This is a genomic window from Paenibacillus sp. MER 180, from assembly GCF_023713665.1.
Taxonomy (GTDB): Bacteria; Bacillota; Bacilli; order Paenibacillales; family Paenibacillaceae; genus Paenibacillus_B; species Paenibacillus_B suaedae.
This window is the reverse complement of the sequence record NZ_JAMAVT010000007.1, coordinates 91495-114762: the sequence shown is the minus strand read 5'-3', so window position 1 is coordinate 114762 and position 23268 is coordinate 91495. Positions and strand designations below refer to the sequence as shown.

The window sequence follows — 23268 nt, the reverse complement described above, 5'->3', positions numbered from 1 at the left end:
AAGTACGAATAATCAGCCTGCAGCCATTTGTATTGCCGCATTGTTCAAGCTTTCTTATGTATATAATCCCGCTTCGGAATGTTATTCGACCCTCGAGTTCGTTCTTTCTCTTACCCCGTTCCATTGTAACGGACAATGGCTCCGAAATCCAATCCATCCTGCTCTTGCAATTCATACCACTTCACATACAGGTATATATGGTCATAGTCTATATTGGTAAGCCCATTACCCGTTCAGGCATGACAAGAATCTTTCCTTAGCTATGTGGTCAATGCTTCAGTACTGTAAGCATTACTTGCGATGGTTGCTTGGAGTCCGGTTAAATCGACAGCAATCTGCACATCCTAATCCGTATCCGCGGACAACATGCTTGACTAATGTATACGTGATTGGAGGTCTGACAGCAATGCTGACACCGATTGCATTTGGCATTATTATCTTTTTGTTACTGTCTGCTTGGCTCATTCCCCATTATGCTGTTCACTATATGACACGCTCCAAATGTTCCACCTACGAGCGCTGTCTGGAGATGCTTGAACAGCAGGGGGTCTTCACTCGTGAACAATTTGAAGCTTGCCGCAAAGAAGAAGTCACTATCCGAAGCCATGATGGCATTAAGCTGCACGGCTATTATATGGAGAAATTTCCGAATTCACGCCGGATTGCGCTAATTGTTCACGGCTATACAGGAGCTCTTCCTTGGTCAGCTCAATTTATGGATATGTTCACCGAGCAAGGCTTTAATGTACTACTTATTGATCAGCGCAGGCATGGTCAGAGTGAAGGCAAGTACACAACCTTTGGCTACAAAGAAAAATACGATGTGCAAATGTGGGTGGACTGGATTGTTGAACGGAAGGGGAAGGATTGCATCATTGGATTGCATGGTCAATCGCTTGGTGGGGGAACCGTGCTCGAATACGCAGCAATCCGCAGGCCACAGGTACAATTCATTGTGGCTGACTGCCCCTACTCCGATTTGACACAGCTCATTCATTATCAAGTAACGAAGCTGAATCAAATGCCTGCATGGCCTACTATGGCACTCATTAATCGATTGCTTCTGCGCAAGGCTGGATTCCGCATGGAGCAAGTAAGCCCATTACGAATTATGAAGACGTGCCCCCTCCCCGTCTTATTCATTCATGGCAAGGAGGATCGTTTCGTGCCGACATGGATGAGTGAGCAACTGCATGAAGCGAAGCATGATACATCTTCCTTGATCCTCATTGAGGGAGCCGGGCATGGTACCGCTTATTCCGTTGATCAAGAACGCTACCGGCAAGGAGTAACAACGTTCATACAGACAACCGTTGGATCTCCAAATCATGAAGAAGTGGCAGAACCATTGTCCGATGCCGTTCAAGATACAGTCGAAGTGGTAGAAGAACCTAGTCCCGTACTGGAACCCGGAATCGATCTTATCCCTGATCTCGTTCCTGCTGAAGCCGACAACATGCTTCCGGTCATTTGATTAACTTTGATCGGCTTAGGCGCGTAATTAACCTTATTCACACGCCAACACAACATGTTGTGCTGTTCGAATGGCAATTATTTTTTATCAGCCTTGCTGTGAAGCAAAATAAGTAGAGCAGCCCTTCTCGGAGGAGAAAGGCTGCTCTGTATTTCTTACAATCTACATATGACATTATAAGGACGGAACCGCTTCAAAAGTAAGCTTGTCCCCCGGTGTGTGCAGCTCAAATACGACAATTTGGTTTTCTCCTTGGCGGAGTATTGGTGCTGGAACATAGAGTGTCTGCTGAGGACCAACTTCCCAGTAACGTCCAAGATTGAAGCCATTTACGAACACTACACCCTTCTTCCATCCATCCAAGCGAAGAAATGTATCCTGCGGCTGCTCTTGAATCGATAGCGTAGCCTCGTAGAATGCCGGCTGCTCTCCCTCTAGCCCAGAATCAGCTGTTTTGAATTGCAAGCCATTCAGATTCTCCAGCTCCAAACTGCGCACTTCCCAATGGAACAGAAATTGCCCATTCAATCGAACGCCATGCGTAATCCCTTTACGATCATACAGCTCTGATCCATAGTTGACACGCCCCATATTTTCTACAAAAATATCAAGCCGCGCTCCCCCCTCTGGAATCGTCACCGCCAGCTTCTGGGGATCCCAGCGCTCCACTATGCCGATTAGCTTCTGATCCAAGAATACATGAGCACGATCGTGAACATCCTGAATCGTCAGCGTGCATTCTGTGCGTGGGCCAGACACTTGAGTGGAATACAAGATAAAGCCATTATTCTGATCATACATTTCCATTGGCTCCGGACATATACTCATCTTCACATCCGTCATAGACGCAAGCGTATCGAACAGCTTCACAGCTCGGTTCACTGTGACTTCACCGTACGCTGTCTTAGGCGTATTCTCAGGCAGGTCACCTTCAGGCAGCGATACATACTTACCGATTACCTCTCGGAATAACCGATACTTCGGTGTAATATCTCCTGCTTCACTAATCGCACTATCATAGTCATAGCTGGTTACCGTTGGCTCGAAGCGTCCCCCGTGATTAGCTCCACTGCCAAATCCGAAGTTCGTACCCCCATGCAGCATATAGAAGCTCACCGAGGCGCCCATTCCCAGCATCTCATCCAGCACCTGCGCTGCATCTTCTGCGCTGCGCGTATGATGCTCTTCGAACCAGTGATCGAACCAACCGTTCCAATATTCCATACACATAAGCGGAGCATCTGGCTGATACTGTTTCAGCTTGTCGAACGCTTCCTTCGGTCTCGAACCAAAGTTGACGGTCGCCAACACGCCATCGGCCATCCCACCCTGCAGCATATCATCACCAGGACCATCTGAAGTGAATAATAGGACATCGATGCCACGTTCTACCAACATGCCGCGCAAAGCTTGCAAGTAAGCCTGATCATTGCCATAGCTGCCATACTCGTTTTCAATTTGCACGGCAATAATTGGCCCCCCTGCTGTCGCAAGCAGCGGCTTCAATTGCGGGAGAAGGGCATCATAGTATGCGGATACCTTCTCTAGGAATCTAGGATCACTGCAGCGCAGCCGCATATCTTCCTTCAGCAGCCAAGCCGGCAGCCCCCCGAACTCCCATTCCGCACATATGTAAGGGCTTGGACGCACAATAACGTACAGACCTTCACGCTCTGCAATGCGGACAAACTCCGCAATGTCAGCCATTCCTTTGAAGTTGAACTGGCCTTCTCGCGGCTCATGCACGTTCCAAGCAATATATGTCTCTACACAGTTGCAGCCCATCGCTTTCACCTTGCGAAGCCGATCTGTCCAGTATTCAGGCACAATACGGAAATAATGAACAGCACCAGAAATAAGCAGTGTAGGCTTGCCTTGAAGCATAAATTGCTGACCTTCATATGAAAGCGTTGTCAAGATTTGTTCTCCTCCTGCCTTATACCGTTTATTGTGAAGCACTTATATCTCCATCATATCAATTTCGCCGCAAATGAACATGTATTTTACATACCAGTTTATGAACAAATGTCACAAGAAAAGACTTGCATCCATTTGGCTGATGCAAGTCTATGTTAAATTGCCATTAATTAGGTGATTTCCTATTTTAATTCTTAAATGCCGATGTCTGCGCCTGCAAACGAGTCGCTTGATCTCGTAGCACATCAGAGGAGGCAGCCATTTCTTCCATGACAGCTGTCTGTTCTTGTGTCGCACTCGCTACCTGACGAGTGCCTTCCGCCATCTCATTGACAATGGAAGCCATCCTCCGTGTCTGCTCCAGCGTAGTTGCGAAGCGCTCTGTCTGCTGCTCTACTTCACTTGCAATATCATGAACGGCCTTCGAAGCCTGCTTCGTTACATGTGCGATAGCACTCAGGGCATTTGCAGCTTCATCCTTCTTCGTCGCTTCAACACTTACGATGTCGACTTGCTTCGTAATCAAGCGAACAGCCTGCTCCACCTGAGACTGCATCAGAACGATGCGGTCATTAATATTATTCACCGCAGAAGCACTCTGCTCCGCCAGCTTCCGAACTTGGGATGCGATGACGGCAAATCCAGCACCATGCTCTCCTGCTCTAGCCGCTTCAATCGAAGCATTCAGGGCAAGCAAATGCGTCTGATCAGCAATTTCTCGCACCGTAGTCGAAATATCTCCAATCTGCTCCGCCTGCTCGCTGAGCCGCTGTACCGTGTCTATCGAGGCCTGTCCAGATTCAGCCGCCATCAGCATGCCATCAATGATCGACTTCAACATCTCCTCACTGTCTGCAAGCGTTCCGAGCATATCTTGAGTCATACGCTCCGTCTCTTCCGCTCTTTCCTGAACGGCAGCAGCTGAGGCGTGAATCTGTTCCACCGATTCAGCTGCTGAGGCAGTCCACATCGCCTGCTGCTCCGCTCCACGATTCATCTCGTCAGCCGCGCAGGAGATTTGTTCGATCTGGTGAGCAGCTTGAGTCATGGCACCGCTTAATGTTGAAGTATTTTGCGTCGTAATATCAACACTGCTTTTAATTTCCGTAATCATATGCTGCAAATTGCGTACCATTTGGCCAAAAGAAGCAATCAGAACATTGACCTCATCATGGAAATGGTACGACGGTAGGCTCACATTCAACTTTCCCTGCGCCGCCTCGTCTGCCGCCTTCGTCAATTGAATAATCGGCTTCACAATGAGGCGTGCTGCAAGCCAACCTAGCAAGCAGGTCCAGAATATGCCGAGCATGAAGATGATGCCGTCATACAACAGTTCATTCATTCCCGGTGCTAAGTACGGCTTCAGCACGAAGATGAAAAATCCGCTTGTCGCATAGGTAACGCCCGACACCACCAGCATGCCAACTACCATTTTCATTTGCAATCCGAATTTCATCATTTCCTTCTCCCCCACCTCGTCGACAACCCTACGCCTTATTCCTCTGGCTCGTTTTTGCGTGCGATGATCAGCAGAATCGTGATGAGTAGAAATGCGATAAACGCCAACAACGGAATTGTAATCCAGCCTTCCATATAATCGTAATTACACGGAACCCCAGAGCGGCAAGGAGTTAAGCTTGCCATCCCCGGTACCTTCTGCAGCAAATAATGATAGGTTGATACTGACCCGCCGATAATCGATAGCGGGAGTGTATACCGAACGATACTGCGGTCATTGCGGTATGCGGCAATCCCCAGCACAAGGACGAGCGGATACATGAATATCCGCTGAACCCAACACAATTTGCACGGTTCCCACAACAATATTTCACTCATATACAAGCTTCCACAAGTTGCAATCAGGGAGATGATCCAAGCAACATATAATGCATAACGCCGGATTACAGACATATATCATTACCTCCTGATTTAAAAGAATAACACTATTAACGAACGAATCACTTACCGCTTGTATACTCGCTGTAGATGCTATTTCGCTTCATTCAATACGTTCTCGATGAACGCTTTCAATTCACTGTAGCTGTCCCATTGACCTGTAAACTCTTTGCCATTCACATATACAGATGGCGTACCTGATACCTTCGCAAGATCCTTCAACTTCAAATCCTGCGCGATTGCGTCTTTGTGCGTCTGCTTCTCAATTGCATCTTCCAACTTCGCTACATCGATGTCTGGCGACACCTGCTTGGCTAGGTCTACGAGCAATGGGGTTGTCACCCAATTGTCTTGCTCTTTGCCCTGCGCATGATAAATTGCCTCATGATAAGGCCAGAATGCTTCCGGCTTCTGACGGAACACTTCCTCTGCTGCATTCGCCGCTAAATAGGAGTTGTCAATGAACGGGTAATTAATGAAGGTGAACTTCACTTTTCCCGTATCGATAAAGTCCTTCTTCAACTGCGGGAACACCGTTTCTTCCCAGTCCTTACATGCAGGGCATTTGTAATCACCGAATTCGACAATTGACACCTTCGCCTCTGTAGAACCAAGTGTCGGCTGTCCAGTCAGATCGAACTGAACGGCAGGTCTGTTCAAGACCTCATCCTGCTTGATCTGCTCCCCTTGCTTGTTCAATACAAATATAAGTCCGAGCAGAACCACAATTGCCACAGGAATCATGAACATGAAGATGCGGTCATTGCGCTTTTTATTGCTGCGTGAAGCTGACGTTGGCCGGGATTGCCCAGCAGTGGATGCTGAAGTTGAAGGTCTAGTCTGACCAGGCTGCTTCGCACGTTTGGATTTTGAAGATTTACCCAATCTATTCACCTCTTCTAACTTTTTTTCACCTTCCTTAAATGTAATGGAAAGCCGTCCATTTTTCCATTTCTTTTGTGCAAAATGAAAGATTATTTATCAAAGATTGCCATCACTTAGCAACAACCTAGCCTTTTAATAACTAATAACTATAGAGCATATAGATATTATATATTTCACCTATATACATCCCATCTGTCATACTAATTACAGCGGATCAATCAATCCTATCGAAGGTAACAAAAGAGGAGGCGCTGCTAATGTCAACCGATCATCATTGGAATCCTGTACTGTATGACAGCAAGCTTCAATTCGTATCGCAGTATGGCACAGATGTAGTAGGATGGCTCTCGCCACAGCCAGGAGAGAGAATTCTTGATGTGGGATGCGGGACGGGCGATTTGGCAGCTAACATGGCAGAGGCAGGGGCAAGAGTAGTCGGAATCGACCAATCCGTCAACATGATTGAGCAGGCTCGTAACAAATACCCCTCCCTCACCTTCATCCCCATGGATATCACCGCCGAATGCCCCGGACATTATGCAGGATCATTTGATGCCGCATTGTCGAACGCCGCCCTCCACTGGGTAAAGAAGCCTGAAGCAGCCGCACGCCATATCTACACCGCTCTACGTCCTGGCGGGCGCTTCGTCGCAGAGCTTGGAGGCAAAGGGAATGTGGAAGTCATTGTCCGAGCCATCGAGGAGGTTCTAGAGCAACATTTCAGTATCGATCCGAAGCCGCTTCATCCCTGGTATTATCCGACTATTGGCGAATACAGTACTGTTCTTGAGCAAGCCGGCTTTCAAGTCACCTCTGCGATTCACTTCGAACGACCCACGTTATTGACTGACGGTGAGAACGGGTTACTCCATTGGCTGCATGCCTTCACGCATGATTTTACTTCATCCTTATCATCGGCGGATATTCCAAACTTTATGGAATTGGTTCAAGCAAAATGCCGACCTGCTCTGTATCATAACGGCATGTGGACTGGCGATTACAAGCGGCTCCGAATTGTAGCTAGTAAGCCGTCTCAACCAACTTGAAATCACCCAGCATGATACGCCTAAGAACAAGATAACATCTTCCTTCAAATAAACATGTCAACGCGTACCTGCACGTTATCTTGATTACATTATGTATGTAACAAGCTTCCTTCCGAAACAATGAGCATCGGGGAAGGAAGCTTGCATGCTGCGTTATTCTGAATCACGAACTGTGATGATGCGTAGATCCGTGCCCTGCCCCGCTCCTCGCTTGAATTTCGAGCAAAGCATCCAGCTCACTTTGAATTCGTGGGACAACGGACATTTCCGCTCCTGTTAACCAGGCTGCATTATATGGCCCTTCTACAGGACTATGCTCGTAATAGGGTCTGATCGACTGCACATAGTCATACACCGCCATTGGCACCTGATCCCGCTGTACCCAGAGCAGCGGGGCATGTTTGCCCAGATGCGCGAAAGGGGCTTGTGCGATCGCCAGCCACTCATTTCCTTCCTTCACGAAGGAGAAATTGTGGCCTGGCGTGGCTATTCCCCACCCGAACCCCGTTTTCTTATCCTTATACTGCGCAAAGGCAATTGCCTGCTCGACTGGCGTCGCAGCAGCAATCCGCTCTACCCTTCCGAACACTGCAAGTTCATCGGTCACTTCCCGTGGAATAATGTTCTCCGAGCCAAGAATATACATAACCGCCTTCTTGCGGCGCTTGGCAAGCGCATCAGCCGTAGCCTGTGGAATTCCCTGCTTATTCACATACAAGACAGGCTCCTGCATATGTGCAATCCAATTGACCGCAGGCAGTGCATAAGCTGGTTCATCTGAGGAGACGATTATTACCGACATCGGCCGCTCCTTGCTCACTCTAGCATAATAATCATCAATCGCTGCCGCCACTTCTGCCGGCTTATCCCCAGCAATAACGTCCATCTTGAATCCGAGCTTCTTGACTTCATTTATAACTGCCCCATCTACCTTGCCTACAACGATAACTTGAACCCCTTTATTATCAGGAGCTCCCTTAGGCTTCAAGCGCTGCAATTCTGCTCGTGTCTCCTCTGGCAATCGATCTGTCTTGATATAGAGAAGAGGGCCGTTGTTAGGGAAATGAATCAAATCAGCCGCAGCCATCGCAGTCGCCCACTGCTCATCAGGCACAAGCACGACGCCATTCGGTCGCTGCTCATCGATGTGCCCAGGCCATACTGTGCGAGATATGGTGACAGCTGCCTTCACATGATCATCTGTATTGATTCGGGTCATATTTTTCGTTACGATCCAAGGGGAATGCACTGCCTGTTCACTAACCAATGGCTCTCCAGCATAAAACGCTGCTTCCCCCGAGGAGACGGTCATTGTAGATCCACATCCTGCTAGCAGCAAGCATGAGAATAGTACTCCCCAGCATATCGCTCGCATGACATATTTTCGATTTCCCATGCTCCCATTCTGCGCAGCCATCGCAGCATCCCTATTCTGTCTTGTATCCCTGTTATTCATCTGCCGTGCTGGCATCCATGCCTCATTCATGTACATATACCTCCAGTTGCTCCATCCATATCTTGTAAGGATGCCCGACTGTTCCCATTCTTACTCTAGAAATGCTTCTGCTTCCGTGTTCCGTATCAGCAGTGCAAAAATCGAGGTGGATGCGATACAATAGCTTCAATATAATTACCGCCTTAGCACGAATAACTATTATGGACATAGGGCGTAAAAATGGAGGGGTATTGTTGTGAATGAAGGATTGATTCAAAATCAGTCATTGCCTAACGGGCTCCGCGTTGTTCGCGCACTTCCAGCTGACACGGAGGACGTAATGGCGCTGCTGCATAATACTGCACGATGGCTTCACGAACAAGGCTCTACGCAATGGAATCCATTGCTTGAGGGACAAGACTCTCACCAGACTGCAAACGCAATTTTGAACGGCGATGTCTTCCTGTTTAAACAGGAAGAGCAGCTTGCTGGTATGGTGATGCTGTTAACAACGCCAAGTCCTTGGGATCGTATGCTATGGGGGAATGATTCATTGGAGGATGCTGTATATGTGCACCGACTGGCTGTGAACCGCCATTATGCGGGTCAAGGGATCGGACGTGACATATTGGCCTGGGTCGAGAGCGGTATTGATTTCCCAGACAAGCACAACATCCGGCTCGACTGCCTTGCTGGTGTTGCCGCACTGGAATCATTCTATCGAGGGGCAGGCTTTGTGTACCAAGGAAGAACCGACAACAACTATCTTCTATTTGAGAAAAATTTCGCCTCACGCTCATCCTGAAGCTTGTAAGAGAGAACCTCAATTACAAAAACCGCCTGCCCCTCCGGAAATGGAGAAGACAGGCGGTATATACGGTTTCTGGTGATTACTTTTTCCCAATAGAAACAATCTCTTGCGTTCTCACGTTATTCCTCACGATCTCGTCCAAGGAGTACCGTCATACCAAGCAAGGTAACAACAATGGTTGCTCCCATATCAGAAAGGATGGCAATCCAAAGTGTCAGCCAACCTGGAATCGTAAGCAGCAGGGCAATGATCTTCAGTCCCAGTGCAAGTCCGATGTTCCAGCGTACGATACGGTTGACCTTATGCGAGATTCGAATGGCGCTTGGCAGCTTGCCAAGATGATCTTGCATCAGGACGATATCTGCCGTCTCAACGGCACTGTCCGTTCCTTTGCCCATCGCAATACCTAGACTAGCCGAAGCAAGTGCAGGCGCATCGTTAATGCCGTCACCCACCATTGCGACCGGATACTTCTTGCCAAGCTCCTTAATCTTGTCGACCTTCTGTTGTGGCAACAATTGCGCAAACCAGTCTGTCACGCCTACGTTCTTCGCTACTTGCTCCGCAGATTGAGCATGGTCGCCAGTCAGCATGACCGTATGCTTCACCCCAGCGGCGTGCAGTGCTGCTATCGTCCGTTTACTCTCTTCACGAATCTCATCGGCCAATCCGAACACACCCAGCGGCTCACCATCTTGTTCAGACACAACCACTACCAAGGTTAATCCACGTGATTTCATCTGCTCTGCAGCCTCTCGCGCCTGCTGCACGCGATCAGCCGAACCGCCTTGCAGCTTATCAATGACACGTTCGCTGCCTACCCAGTATACAGCACCGTTGATTTCAGCCCGTATGCCTTCTCCCGGTACGGTCTCACTATGCGTAGGTTCTTCGAAGGAAGTACGTCCCTTGGCCTCCAGATGACGCATAACAGCTTTCGCAAGTGGATGAAGGGAAGCCTGCTCAATGGAACCAGCTACGCGATAGAAGCGTTCTTCATCATAAATTGCCTCATCTTGTACAGCAGGTTCTCCCTTCGTCAACGTACCCGTCTTGTCAAAAGCCAGTGCCTCAATCTTGCCGAGCTGCTCCAAATGGACGCCGCCCTTGATCAGAATTCCGTTGCGAGCGTTGCGTGTAATTCCGCTAACGATTGCAATTGGCGATGAAAGAATAAGTGCACATGGACATCCGACGATAAGAACAGCAAGCCCTTGATAGAACCATTTATACCACTCTCCACCCATAAGGAGAGGAGGTACAAGCATTACTAGTGCTGCAATAATCATGATAATTGGCGTATAGATACGAGCGAATCGATCGATGAACAACTCTGTTGGCGTCTTCGTATCCTGAGCTTCCTGCACGAGATGCAGAATCTTCGCCAAAGAGGAATCTTCATAGGCTTTATCAATACGAACCTTCAAAATGCCGTCCGTGTTCACACTGCCCCCGAATACAACATCGTTAGCCGCTTTGGCTACCGGCAGCGATTCACCAGTGATGGCTGCTTCGTTTACAGCACTGTTCCCCTCAACGACCGTACCGTCTGAAGGAATTTTCTCACCCGGCCGAACGAGTACAATGTCTCCTGCAACGAGCTGCTCAATCGGAATGGTAATACTTTGCCCCTCTCGCAGCACAGTTGCCTGCTTCGGAGCTACTGCCAGCAGAGCTTCCATCGACTGACGAGCACGCTCCATGCCGTAACCTTCCAGCATCTCATTCAATCCGAATAAGATGGCAACGAGTGTTGCTTCCTTCCATTCCCCGATAACAACTGCCCCGGTAAGCGCCACGGTCATCAAAGTGTCCATATTGAAGCGCAGCCGCAGCAGATTGCGAAGTCCCTTCATGAAGGTGCCATATCCACTAAGCAGCATCGCGAGCAGATACATGCCTATCAGAACGCCGTTCGGCAGCGAGCTATCTAAAATAAATGTTGCAACATAGAGCAAGCCTGAGATGCCCAGCAGCCACTTCATTCGATTCATATCCCCATGGCTGTGATCGTGTCCATGACCCTCGGCTCCGTGGTCATGCCCATGGTCATGTTGATGCGCCTTGCCACCTGAGTGGCTATGGGAATGACTATGCGAATGTCCTGCATGGCTATGCCCCTCGTGGGAATGCTCATGGTCCTGACCGTCACAAGCGCATTTTATGTGACCTTGGACTGGAGCACTTGCAGCGCTTGCGACAGCTCCTCCGCCTGATTCGACCAGCTTGGCGCCATCTGTACGCAATATCCGTTTTACGGCAGCCACATCAATGTCCTTGCTCATCCTGAGTGTACCGCTGTTATAGCTTAATGTGGCATCCTCGCCATGCTTCAACCGGCGAATCTCGCCTTCCATTTCCCTAGCGCAGTTGCCGCACGACAATCCCTGCACCCGATATGCAATTCGTTCATCAGCCTTTTCAGTGCTCCGCGTCGTCATGACAATGCTCCTCTCTCAAGTGTTCTAGTGTCATTCGAACGAGCAACCGAATATGATGGTCACTCAAGGTGTAAAACACATTCTTACCATCCTTGCGTGATTTCGCGATGCCTAGATTCTTCATCACTCGCAAGTGATGTGAAGTTGTCGCAATCGATTGGCCTGTCAATATCGCCATGTCGCATACGCACAACTCTTCCCCTTCATCCAGCAAGCATGCCATCTTCATCCGTGTCGGATCAGACAACGCCTTGAACATTTGAGCCATACCCTGTACCTCGTTGTCTTCAACCCGACCCTTTAAAGCATTAATTTTAACAGCGTCATAACATACAATTTCACATACATCTTCTTTATCGAGCGTATGCGATTGGATGTTCTCCAGATCGTCCGTCGAACGTTGTGCAACCATTGCATTCACCTCATTACCTATATTGTTGTTAATTTCCTTGAAGATTAAGCACGTTAATTATGAATGATTGCATTGAAGGTGTTTTATCTGCTTAATCGTAATCATTACAATAATCAAACGAATGTTTGAATGTTTCTGTAGTTGTAGTATACACGGTTCCATTCATAAATTCAAACGATTATTTTAATGTTCTGCCAAAATGCGCTCCTACCTAGCCTCCTCCCTCCCCATACCGCTTCTATTTCAAGAATAATTGCCTCTTTTCCATCAATAATGAACAGAACATTCCAGACCAATTTACACCTTAAAATCAGCTCATCTCATAGACTGCCCCAATTCGTATTCGTCAGTAGCAAACGGATCAGTCTTCCACAAAAAATGCAAAGACGCTTCCATCTCCACCACTATACTGGTGGAGATGGAAGCGTCTATTTTCATATGGCTACGATACGGCCTCATTTCGGTTCCCGTATTCGCATATCTCCAAAAAAGGGCAACGACGACAACGTCTAGTCTCTTCGGTCGGCTCGAATGCTTCAATCGAGAGCGGCTGATTGCGGAGCGGCTCCTCCAAGTACTCACGCATGAGCAGCATGCTATCTATAACGTGGCGCTCTAATTCTTCCATCTCTTCTTCATGTACATGATCTTCTACACAGCTGCCGCTGAGTAGATACTCTGTACGAATATCAAGCTTCTCATAGGGAACCCCGTACACCCGGTGCACATATAATCCATACAGGCGCAGCTGCGTCTTATTGCGCTCATCCTCCTGCCCCGTCTTCCAATCTACAATAATGTACTGATCATCCTGACGGAACATGACATCCAGCTTCACATATACTTTCGTATCTGCTAACAATATTGTATTTAAGCGTTCCAGTTCCATAAGCCGGACACCCGAATCTTGTCTAAAATGCTGCACACTGAGACTGTTCAGAAAACGGTCGGCCAGTATCGGGATCCGAGCCTTAATCGTTTCAATGGTACGGGCTGGCAGTTGTTTGCCATAGTATATTTCATGCAGCATTGTGCGCTGCTTCGGAAGTTCTCTCCATGCCTCCACGTCGAGCGAGTCCGTATACGCCTGATTCAACAAGTTTCGTACTCGCCGAACGATGTCCTCAGCGTCCATCACCCGACTGGATTGGTTCATCTGCATCAATGCAGCCTCTGCCATCTTATGCATCGCTTCTCCGAATACAAGATGCAGGTTGGTCATTTGCTTCAGCTGATAGGCCTGCCTTGCCAATGGCGGCGCATCACGAAACCATCCATTGTGCGAGGCATAATAATGATAGAAATACTTGCGTCTGCACTCTTCGAACAGCACATGACGCGACGGCGACCATGACCATTCCGGGTATGGCTTACGCTGCATGGAAATCTCCCCTCTCCCCAAGTCGCTCACCGAACTTCAGTTGTAAAAGCTATTATAGCATGATCACCATACATAAAAGGGAGAAGTTATCCTATACCTGCTGTCAGCTGCAACCACTTGACCATAAGTGCAGTACAGCAAAACAGCCTCGACCCGATTGTTCGAGTCAAGGCTGCATAAAGAGCATTGTTCCTTGTTGTTCATCGCGATATTGTCCATCTGAATCCTGAACCGTCATCTGACCCCCTATTTCCCCCTGCTGTCAGGCCTTAATTCGGCCAAGCCTTACATCCAATTCCTGAATGCAGTCCGAATGATCATATTGCTCATTCTCAATCAGCGAGGTAACCGGGTATAGTCTCATCCGTTCCGAAGTATAGGGTCTCAGTTGTCTGGCAAGCGCCTCAATCTCAGTCGAGACTGGGCGAAGCCACGCATCGGCCTCCTCTGGATCCAATATAGCTGGCATACGTGTCTCGAATTCCGCAATTAGCTCATTGGAACGCGCCATTAGCAGCGTACAAGTCTGCTGCACTCTCCCTTGTGCGTCGCGCCATACTTCGTACAATCCCGCTACGCCGAAGATCCCTTGCTTGCGAAGCACCACATGAACGGGATAACTCTTTTTGCCTTCCTGCCGCCAATAATAGAGCCCGCTGCACGGAATGATGCACCGCTGTCGCTCTGTCAGCTTCCAGTATGCTGAATTCGTATGAATGGAATAAATATCAGCATTCAGTGAATCCTTGCCCCAGAAGGGAACCATCCCCCACCGGTATTCATCCAACACACGTCTACCCTCAAGCTCCCTAATAGCCGGCACCGTCTGTGTCGGACTAATGTTGAAGCGCCGTTGATAGGGGTAGAGCACCTGCTCAATGCCAAATGCCCGTTCAATCTCTGATAGATCAGCGGAAATCGAAAGTCTCCTGCACATGTCCATCATCCTCCTCATGGACATTATTGTCTGTATAATTAGAAAAATTATGCAGACCATTCCATGCAGAAGAATGAGGACAAATCCCTTACTCCATGACATGCCGCCTTAAGGCGAACAACTCTCTCAATTCGGTTGGGGACAGCTCTGTAATCCACTTCTCTCCACCGCCAATTACCTGCTCATTCAAAGTTTGCTTCTGCTCAATCATATCGTCAATTCGCTCTTCCAACGTGCCGAGTGCAATCAGCTTATACACCTGCACATTCCGCGTCTGCCCAATACGGTATGCCCGGTCGGAAGCCTGATTCTCCACCGCTGGGTTCCACCAGCGGTCGTAATGGAACACATGATTGGCAGCTGTCAAATTCAGTCCCGTTCCACCAGCCTTTAGCGACAGGATGAAGATGCGCGGACGTTCTTCTGCTGGAAGTGACTCGTCCTGGAAGCGCTGAACCATGCGATCCCGCTCTGCCTTCGGCACACTGCCATGCAGAAACGGAACGGTCTCCTTCATGTTTCGCTCCAGCACCTCTTGCAGCAGCTTGCCCGTCTCAGCATACTGTGTGAAGATGAGACTCCGCTCTCCCGTCGACTGCAGCTCATCCAGCATCTCTAGCAGGCGTGTCAGCTTGCCTGAACGCGCGGAATCCCGTCCAGATACTCGGTCTCGCAGCACAAGTGATGGATGATTGCATACCTGCTTCAGCTTCGTCAACGCAGTGAGTACTCTGCCCCTTCGTTCCATTGGATCGAGTCGATCCAGATCATCGAACAGTGTCTGCAGCGTCTGCTCATACACCGAAGCTTGCTCCGCGGTCAGAGGAACGTAGACCTTCGATTCATTCTTATCCGGCAAGTCAAGCTGAATCTCAGGATCCCGCTTCAGCCTGCGCAGCAGAAATGGCTGCACTAGTCGCTGCACAAGCTTCGTCCACTCTGCATCTCGACTGCGTTCGATCGGATTCACGTACGTTCTTCGGAATTGTGCCAACGTACCCAAATATCCTGGATTTACGAAATCAAAGATCGACCACAGCTCCGTCAAATGATTTTCCATTGGCGTACCTGTCAAGGCAATCCGGTGCTTCGCGCGCAGCTTCCGAATGGCTGCAGACTGCTTCGCATAAGGGTTCTTAATGTTCTGCGCCTCATCCAAGCATAGCGAGTTCCACATGATCGGCCATAGGAGCTCACGATCCATCAAGGCCAACGTGTATGTTGTGATGACCACATCAGCCATGCGAATCTCCTCTGCAAATCGCTCATCCCCGATTCGGTCAGCACCATAATGCAAATACACTCGAACATCCGGCGCAAATCGTTCCAGCTCTCTCTGCCAGTTCCCAATAAGTGAAGTTGGACAAATCAATAGAGAAGCCCCTGACGCAGGTTCCATTTCCTTCACTCTCAAAACATAGGCTATCCATTGTATCGTCTTACCAAGCCCCATATCATCCGCAAGACAGGCGCCAAGGCCGAATTGACGAAGGAACATTAACCAAGAGTATCCATCAGCCTGATACTTCCGCAGGGTTCCCTGCAATCCTACCGGCAACTCACTAGGTGGGATCGATTCATGATGCTGAAGCATGCCTAGCCAATGCTGCAACTGCTCATTCAGTTCCAGTTCAAGCTGTAGGCTATTGTCACGCTCAATATCTTCATCCAGCAGCCCTTCCTCCATACGCTTCCGTTCCATGGCCATATGATGCTCAAGCACCTCGCCGAATGTCATCCCACCGCCATCGACTTGCTTCATCAAGCGGCGAATTTCCTTCACGTCATCCGGATTCAATTGAATCCATTGGCCATGAAGTTGAACCAGCCTGCGATCTTGTTCGATGAGCTGACGGAATTCCGCTTCACTTAAGTTCACGTCACCTACCGCGAGTCTCCAATCGAACTGAATCATCTGATTCAATCCCATCGCAGAAGCGGAGAAGGCACCTGCGGAAGAAGGAACCCTAGCCTTTAACCGAGTTCTCATCTGGCGCACACGCTGCCACCAAGCAGGCACAATGACCCGGAACCCAGCCTCTGCTAGCTGAAGGCTTCCCTCAGCTAAGAACCGCCATGCATCCTCTTCGCCAAGCTTCGTCTTCAATCGGAGAGAACGGATCTCTGTGTCCTCTTGATCTTCTTGCTTCGTTTCCAAACCTGCTTCTGTCTCATGCATACTGGTGTGTTCCGGCTGCTCCAATAGAAACTTCCGGCTAACCCCGGAATCCTCAAGCCAAGGGGCGATTTGCAGCACCTTTCCGATATCTCGAATCAGCCTCTCTTGGAGGAACGGCTTCCATTCTTCCGGAAAATCTCCAGCAGCTGCCTTCGCTTGACTCCTGATCTCGCCATCAATCCTATACTCGCTCAATACGCATGCAATTTGAGCATTCGGATCCATCTTGTCCTGCAGCAAGATGCGAAGCGCCCAAGGCATCCGCTCCTGTTCCGGCTCATCAATACGAAGCACAACACGGAAGGGCGTCTCATCTCGGGTCCAGCCTATCATTTCGAGCCAATCTTGCTCCCCCGTCCACTGCGATGATTGCAGGGGAATGCGCAGCTCCTCCAGTTCCGGACGTGCACGCAGAGCGGCAGCACGCAATGAATCTCGCTCCTGATTATCCGTTAGCAGTTCTGTCATCAACACATCGAACCAATCGACAAGCTCGGGATGCTCGATCTGTTGCGCTTGGTGAAGCAATTCGCGCTGCTGCTTCTGCTCGGATTCGCTTAGCAGCAGTTCCCAGCCGAATGCACCCGCTTTCCATTTGTCGTAAGACGGCTCATATCGCCCCTCTTGCAGCAGAACCATATACAGCTTAGCCGCCTCACTTAGAATGCGGAAGCTGTCTCCTGATTTCAACTCTGTCCAACCTACGTGCGGCGTCATCGCTATCACCTCCAGCATTTCAGCCGCGGTAACAACAATCCCTTCAATACGCCCCTCTCCCTCTACAGGGAGCATCGTGCCGTAGAAGGAAGGAGCATGCCAACCGAACAACAGATGCTTCAGTGTTCGCACGTCCCGCCTCATTCCACTATGAAATACCAGGAATGTACCGTCGCTTCGTCTCAAGCATTCCACGTTCCAAGGCGATTGTTCGATCATGTCAGCAGTGCCCCTCCTCTCAATTCTTCTTGAAATGCTCTTAACCGAGAATACCGTTCCAGCAAGTTATCCATGTACCTCTCCCACGTCGAAAGAGAGCCCTTGCGTTCATACATCGAGCGCAGCTCATGCAGCAAGGTAACCGCTATCCTGTATTGATCGCGATTGCGTTCCTCAATATGCCGTTCAATGGCCTGATGATATAACGGCAGCAGCATGTCTGGCGCCGCAGCAGCGACTTGCCTCCATTCAGCCGCATCTGCCTCCCCCGGCGATATGCGGCGTGCGATCTGAATATCAGCCCAATCACGATATCTTCCCTGCTCTAGGAGGAAAGCAGACAGATACGGGTATATACCAGGCAGCAGTGCCAGCAACAGCGAATCAAGTTCTTGATGCATACCTACGTGTGCATCATAAGCCTGTTTCCACAACATCCAATACCGTTCCAAATGCTCTCGTTGGCGGGATTGGCTGACCATCGGAGCCAGCGCCTTCAACCACATCAGCAGCTTCTCGTGATCTCCACTGTGCATTCGATCGTTAGCATACTGTACAAATCGCTCAGGTTCATTATAGAAAGTAAGTGAATGCACATGAGCGATTGCATCCTCGTCACAGCCAAGCAACGATTCAATATGGATAAGCGCGACCCGAATTGAATCACGCAGGCGTGGACGAAGCTCGGATAACGGCTTCAACCTCTCCTTAAGCCGTGCACGCTCAAGCTGCAGCTCTTCGGGATCGTTCAGTACCCCCGACCACACGAGCGCAAAGGCAGCCAGTCTATCTACAGGGGACTCCTCTTCAGATAGCGCCACCTGCTCTGCCACGACACCTAAGTGGCGAAGATGCTCCTTAAAGGCCATTGGTAGCTTTGAGCCTGCGAAGCGGCGGCTTAATTCTGTAAGCTCCTCCATACAAGGACGAACAGCATCATCCGCGGAAATATCGCGAGAATGGTAGCCTCGCGCAGCTTGCGCATAGCGTTCAGCCAATTGCTGAATCAAGAACAACTGAACATGCATGCGCAGCAGCGTGCGCACCGGCTCAGCCATCGCTTCGCTGTCACGATACAGCTGCTCCTTAACCCACTTGGTAATATCCACTACAGAGGATTGGAAGTCTGTAAACGGCCGTGCATATTTTCTATGAAATAAGAGATGCCAGTCCTTGGCGGAAGCATCTGCTGATAAGGTCATCTGACTCGCTCTAACGCGGCGTTCCCGTTCGGCCTTCTGTTCTTCACGCTTGCGAGCAGCAGTACGTTGTCTCTCAAGCACAATGAAGGCTTGACGGAAATCAGACAGGTACAGTTCAGGCTTCTTCCCTGCTGCCTCGCATAATTGGAAGAACAGCGCCGCCCTATGCTTGCACTCATTCCCAGTTCGGCAAGTGCAAGTACTCGCCTCGATACGTTTCATATGGAGGCTCACATGATAGCGTTCCGTCTCATGCACCTCAGCCCTGATCACCCGAGCTTTCCCCACGTCCTCATGCACATGGGATACTGCATTTTTGCGGTAATAGCGCCATCCCTGCTCCAGCGTCGCGTACGAATAGTGCTCCTTCATTTGCCCGGCTAAGCGGTTGATGTCGTCCACAGATACGTCCGGTTGCTGCAACGTCAATACCCTCCATTACTGCGGCAATGCTCTTCCAAGACCTGTCCGATCGCAAGCATCCGCGAAATTCTGTATCCTTTCAGTTTACACAAAAAAACGGGAATATAGAAGAAAAAGAGCGTCTCCCATGTGGAAACACTCTCAATCGATCAGATCCGCAAGCTCCGCCCTCGCCTGATTAACGTATATGCATGCCTTGTAGATTGGGGATATGCCCAGATTATCATGATCCTTCTTCTCCCCGATTTATATTGCTGATTCACTGGTTGAATCAGCCTGAATAGGATGTGTGCCACGAACCTCAGCCACCGTACGAATCGGATAATGGCGGAATAGAATCGAACCAAGGAATCCTGCTCCAGCTCCAGCTAATGCACATAACACGGCCGTAATCGTAACCATAACTGGATCATTGAAACCGTACATCACCATAAGTCCCGCAATCGGTGTTGCAGTCCCTGTCGCATCATTGACCAGCCCAAAAAGCGCCACGACCACCCCAGCGGCTGCCCCCCCAATGAAGTTCGTGACATACACCGGGATTGGGTTCGCTGAGATTAGATCAGCTTGTGTCAGAGGTTCAATAGCGACTGCAAGTGTTGTACGACGATCACCGAACTTCATGCGATGGAAGAACACGAAGTTCATAAATGATGACCCCATTACGGACAAGGCTCCGATTGCCATCGGCAATCCTGTTAAGCCGAGCATAGCCGTTAAGGCCATGGAGCTAAGTGGTGCAGTCGCAACGACTGTAATCACACCACCCAAAATAATGCCCATAATAATCGGATTATCGGTAGCCGTAGCCGAAATAATGCTGCCAATGTTGAGCAGCGTTGCATCTACGATAGGACTTACGAACTTCGCCAAATAACGCACCAGTGGCGCTGCGACCACAATACAGGCGATAAGATCAAGTCCTGCCGGCACCTTCCGCTCGAATACTTTAACCAGGAACGAGACGACGTATCCCGCAATGAAGCCAGGAAGCAGCCCCTGTCCGCCACACGCAACACCCAGCATAAGCGCATACACAGGCGACACTCCCATTGCCAGAGACACCAGTGCAGCGGCAGCCACGCCTCCCATGCCGCCGGCTGTCACTCCTACCTCTCTTAAAAATTCCAGCTGCAGCATATCGCCGCCAACATAGCGCTGGAAAGCTTCAACCAAGAAGCTGGCAACAGCAGCATTCGCCAAGGCTCCCATCGCCTTCATTCCGTTAGGTGCTCTGAAGCTGAACAAACTAAATAAAGAAAGGACAAGCAACAGCAAGGCTGTCCCTTGAATGATTTGCATCTTCTCTCCCCCAATGCACGTGCTGCGGCAAATCATATGTGTAAACATGTATTTTGAATCCGAAAGACTATATGTGCATTCATTGTAACAATTGGAGAGCAGGATTTTCACTGTATATAATACCCAACCTACGAATTGATAGAACCCGACTAACCCTCCTGCCCTACTACTTGCCGCGCTCTCATATTCGTCGTTCCATATTCTCTAATCGTTACTTGGACATCATAACGTATCGGTGTCGTCGCGAACGTTTCATCCCATGTCTTCTTCTCTTTCTCCCACAGGCGAGGATATGCGATGCGCAGCTTATCGCTAAACCCTAGCACGTCTGCGTGGTATTTCTTTTGCAGCTTATCCAGCAATTTGGTCACCAGTTCTTTAATCTGCTTCTCAGCATCTTCTTCCAAGCGACGAATAAACTTATTGTCAAAGTCATTGCCATCGCTAATCATCTGCTCGCCTAACCGACCGTCCGACTTTACTTTTACATCGAAAGAAATGCGGCCATTTTCAACATGCGGTGTAATTTGACTTTTCACGTTGGTAATTTCATATACAGATACTTGGTTGGTGATGATGTCCTTACTTTTTACTACACCGCCCTTGCTACCGCCCAGAACCCAGTTCACCGCTTCCATATCCTCTTCGTCAAGATAGCCAAGCTGCTTGCCTGTACTGCCTGATATAATGGAAGCTCCCGACAGCTTCAGCTCCCCTTTGGCCGTGACGACATTCTGTATCATGAAACTGGTCATCAAATTCAACTTCTCCAGCAAGTTGGTGAGAGACAAGGGCTTCAATAAACGATTCGTTCGATAGTGATTATCAGATATCCCTAACAAGCGAAAGGCTGGAACGTCTCCCGGGAGATTTACATCTAATACCTCTTTCCCTGTTCCCCGGCTAATATAAACCAAGCAGCTAGGACGAAATTCCTGCTCCCTCATAAAGAAGTCCAGTACATCTCGCAAATTCAGTTGCTGCGCCAAGTCAGAACCGATGACCAGCGCTTTGTAGTGCTGTCCGAATATTGGATTCGTTTCCTTCAAGGAAGTCTCTCTCGAAATCTGATATAAAGAATCCCCAGACAGGGACACATTTCGATATTTTCTCTTGCTTCCTGATGCATCTTGCCCTGAAGACTGCTCTGGCTTCGCCATTTGATACGTTAATGTAATCCTCTGATTACGCGGATAATCTGCACCCTTTTTCTCAAATTCTTGCTCCTCTGACGAGATGTGGCCAATGTCCAACGCTGCAGCTACTGTAATGTTCAAATCTTCTATTTCTCTTCGGCTCCAGCACCCACTGAGCAGCAGGATGCTAAGTGAGATGATCGCAATGCGCATAGCTGTCAGCTTGCATCTCCTTGGCTTATCCTCCCGCAAATGCCCACCTGATTGTGCAGCATCTAAGACAACATTGCAGCAACGATTGGATACGTTCTGACACTTATTGTTCCTGCTCATCGCTTGCCATTCTCCTTCTCAACTTCACAATCATTAACAAAATAATAGGTAATATCCCGAACATCACCATGGCTGCGTCACCTAAACGATCTCCCATAGAGAAGAGATCATTAATATTTCTGGGAGACATGGAGGCAATATAGATAACCGGAATAAGCAAGTACAGCATCGGACGAATATTCTTATTTGTCATTCGTGCCATGCCAAGCGCAGCCGCATAATGTGTAATCGCATATGTAGTAAAGATCTGAATTACCCAAATGACCAGCAGCAACGATTCATATCGTTCAAATAAGATCCCCGGATATTCGAAGCTGCGGAACAGCGTGATCGTAGGCCAGGTGCGGCTGACAACACCAGCAATGGATAAAGATCCAACTGTCATCACTACAGTAACCACGTAAAAAAGCATCGGAATGAGAATGCCAATTACAACTGCACGAACAGCCTTCTTCGGTGTTGACATATACGCCTGCAGTACGAGCAATATTTCAAAGCCGGAGAAAGAAAGTCCTGTCGTCTTCACACCATTCAATACAGGACCTATCCCTTGCCCTAGCACTGGCCTTAAATTATTTACGTCAAATATTTTAAAGCTTAACAGAGCCAAGCCCGTAATAATCAGGACCGTCAGCGGAAATACAATTTCGAAGAAGCGAGCAATTGCAGCTACCCCACCGACCATGATATATATGCCCACCCACAGGAAGGACATAATCACCACCCAGCGTGGAGTACCTTCAAGCAAATACAAGTTCATTACTTCCGACATGGCTCGCACCATATTACCGGATGTCGCGATGAAATAAATAATGATCGACACATTCAGCACGATCCCTAGCCATTTCCCTACAATAAGCTGACTGTATTCATAAAAGGTCTTACCTGGAAATTGCTGACTGAGCTTCGCTACAATAATGCCTGCTATCATAGCAACAAGGCCGCCGAGAATGACGGTCAGCCATATATCCGGTGTCTTCACCTTCTCCGCTGCTGCTCGGGGGAGCGTTAGAATCCCCACTCCCAGTATATAATTGGCTACAAATACAGCCGCCTGCTGTGTCGTAATTTTCTCATTCAATCCAATGGGTTGACTCATGGTTCTCTACAGCTCCTTCT

Annotated in this window: 17 protein-coding genes; 3 read left to right on the top strand and 14 right to left on the bottom strand. The window is 49.0% G+C overall.

Features of this window, described 5'->3' with window-relative positions; genetic code table 11:
* The first annotated feature begins 406 nt into the window (after window positions 1-406).
* Window positions 407-1474: an alpha/beta hydrolase gene (locus M3661_RS13640; RefSeq protein ID WP_065290163.1), complete on the top strand. Its 1068-nt coding sequence runs from the start codon at window positions 407-409 to the stop codon at window positions 1472-1474.
* A gap of 174 nt (window positions 1475-1648) precedes the next feature.
* Here the strand turns inward: M3661_RS13640 and M3661_RS13635 are convergent, their stop codons facing one another.
* From M3661_RS13635 to M3661_RS13620, 4 genes are all read right to left on the bottom strand, one after another.
* Complete coding sequence (locus tag M3661_RS13635; protein ID WP_251485867.1) at window positions 1649-3391, bottom strand: glycoside hydrolase family 35 protein; 1743 nt, start codon at window positions 3389-3391, stop codon at window positions 1649-1651.
* A 187-nt stretch (window positions 3392-3578) separates the two neighbouring features.
* Entirely contained in the window at window positions 3579-4853 is a 1275-nt protein-coding gene (locus tag M3661_RS13630; RefSeq protein WP_251485864.1) for a methyl-accepting chemotaxis protein, read from the bottom strand.
* Between the two features lie 35 nt (window positions 4854-4888).
* Window positions 4889-5305 (bottom strand): disulfide oxidoreductase, encoded by a 417-nt coding sequence (locus M3661_RS13625; protein ID WP_072731054.1) that lies wholly within the window; start codon window positions 5303-5305, stop codon window positions 4889-4891.
* A gap of 78 nt (window positions 5306-5383) precedes the next feature.
* Window positions 5384-6184, bottom strand: coding sequence for a DsbA family protein (locus M3661_RS13620; protein ID WP_251485861.1), 801 nt, complete (start codon window positions 6182-6184; stop codon window positions 5384-5386).
* A gap of 248 nt (window positions 6185-6432) precedes the next feature.
* On the opposite strand from M3661_RS13620, the gene M3661_RS13615 reads away from it, so the two are divergent.
* On the top strand, window positions 6433-7221 hold the full coding sequence (locus M3661_RS13615) for a class I SAM-dependent methyltransferase (protein WP_251485858.1): 789 nt from the start codon (window positions 6433-6435) through the stop codon (window positions 7219-7221).
* A gap of 163 nt (window positions 7222-7384) precedes the next feature.
* Here M3661_RS13615 and M3661_RS13610 read toward each other — a convergent pair whose 3' ends face one another.
* Window positions 7385-8707 carry a cell wall-binding repeat-containing protein gene (locus M3661_RS13610; protein WP_251485855.1) on the bottom strand — a complete coding sequence of 441 codons (1323 nt, stop codon included), beginning with the start codon at window positions 8705-8707 and terminating at the stop codon, window positions 7385-7387.
* Between the two features lie 205 nt (window positions 8708-8912).
* On the opposite strand from M3661_RS13610, the gene M3661_RS13605 reads away from it, so the two are divergent.
* Window positions 8913-9461 carry a GNAT family N-acetyltransferase gene (locus tag M3661_RS13605; protein WP_251485853.1) on the top strand — a complete coding sequence of 183 codons (549 nt, stop codon included), beginning with the start codon at window positions 8913-8915 and terminating at the stop codon, window positions 9459-9461.
* 125 nt (window positions 9462-9586) lie between these two features.
* Here the strand turns inward: M3661_RS13605 and M3661_RS13600 are convergent, their stop codons facing one another.
* From M3661_RS13600 to M3661_RS13560, 9 genes are all read right to left on the bottom strand, one after another.
* Window positions 9587-11908, bottom strand: coding sequence for a heavy metal translocating P-type ATPase (locus tag M3661_RS13600; protein WP_065290165.1), 2322 nt, complete (start codon window positions 11906-11908; stop codon window positions 9587-9589).
* On the bottom strand, window positions 11889-12320 hold the full coding sequence (locus M3661_RS13595; protein WP_065290166.1) for an ArsR/SmtB family transcription factor: 432 nt from the start codon (window positions 12318-12320) through the stop codon (window positions 11889-11891). The genes M3661_RS13600 and M3661_RS13595 overlap by 20 nt, the downstream gene beginning before the upstream one ends.
* 442 nt (window positions 12321-12762) lie before the next feature.
* Window positions 12763-13701, bottom strand: a complete 939-nt coding sequence (locus M3661_RS13590; protein ID WP_251485851.1) for a PD-(D/E)XK nuclease family protein — start codon at window positions 13699-13701, stop codon at window positions 12763-12765.
* 262 nt (window positions 13702-13963) lie between these two features.
* Window positions 13964-14638 carry an SOS response-associated peptidase gene (locus M3661_RS13585; RefSeq protein ID WP_065290168.1) on the bottom strand — a complete coding sequence of 225 codons (675 nt, stop codon included), beginning with the start codon at window positions 14636-14638 and terminating at the stop codon, window positions 13964-13966.
* 88 nt (window positions 14639-14726) lie between these two features.
* The gene (locus M3661_RS13580) at window positions 14727-17753 is read right to left on the bottom strand and encodes a DEAD/DEAH box helicase (RefSeq protein ID WP_251485850.1); all 3027 of its coding nucleotides are present in this window, start codon (window positions 17751-17753) and stop codon (window positions 14727-14729) included.
* Window positions 17750-19378 carry an SWIM zinc finger family protein gene (locus tag M3661_RS13575; protein ID WP_251485848.1) on the bottom strand — a complete coding sequence of 543 codons (1629 nt, stop codon included), beginning with the start codon at window positions 19376-19378 and terminating at the stop codon, window positions 17750-17752. Before M3661_RS13575 ends, M3661_RS13580 begins: the two co-directional genes overlap by 4 nt.
* A gap of 246 nt (window positions 19379-19624) precedes the next feature.
* Complete coding sequence (locus M3661_RS13570; protein ID WP_065290170.1) at window positions 19625-20680, bottom strand: PTS sugar transporter subunit IIC; 1056 nt, start codon at window positions 20678-20680, stop codon at window positions 19625-19627.
* Window positions 20681-20829: 149 nt separating this feature from the next.
* Complete coding sequence (locus tag M3661_RS13565; protein WP_251485846.1) at window positions 20830-22149, bottom strand: Ger(x)C family spore germination protein; 1320 nt, start codon at window positions 22147-22149, stop codon at window positions 20830-20832.
* The gene (locus M3661_RS13560; RefSeq protein ID WP_065290171.1) at window positions 22133-23248 is read right to left on the bottom strand and encodes a GerAB/ArcD/ProY family transporter; all 1116 of its coding nucleotides are present in this window, start codon (window positions 23246-23248) and stop codon (window positions 22133-22135) included. Before M3661_RS13560 ends, M3661_RS13565 begins: the two co-directional genes overlap by 17 nt.
* Between the last annotated feature and the right edge of the window lie 20 nt (window positions 23249-23268).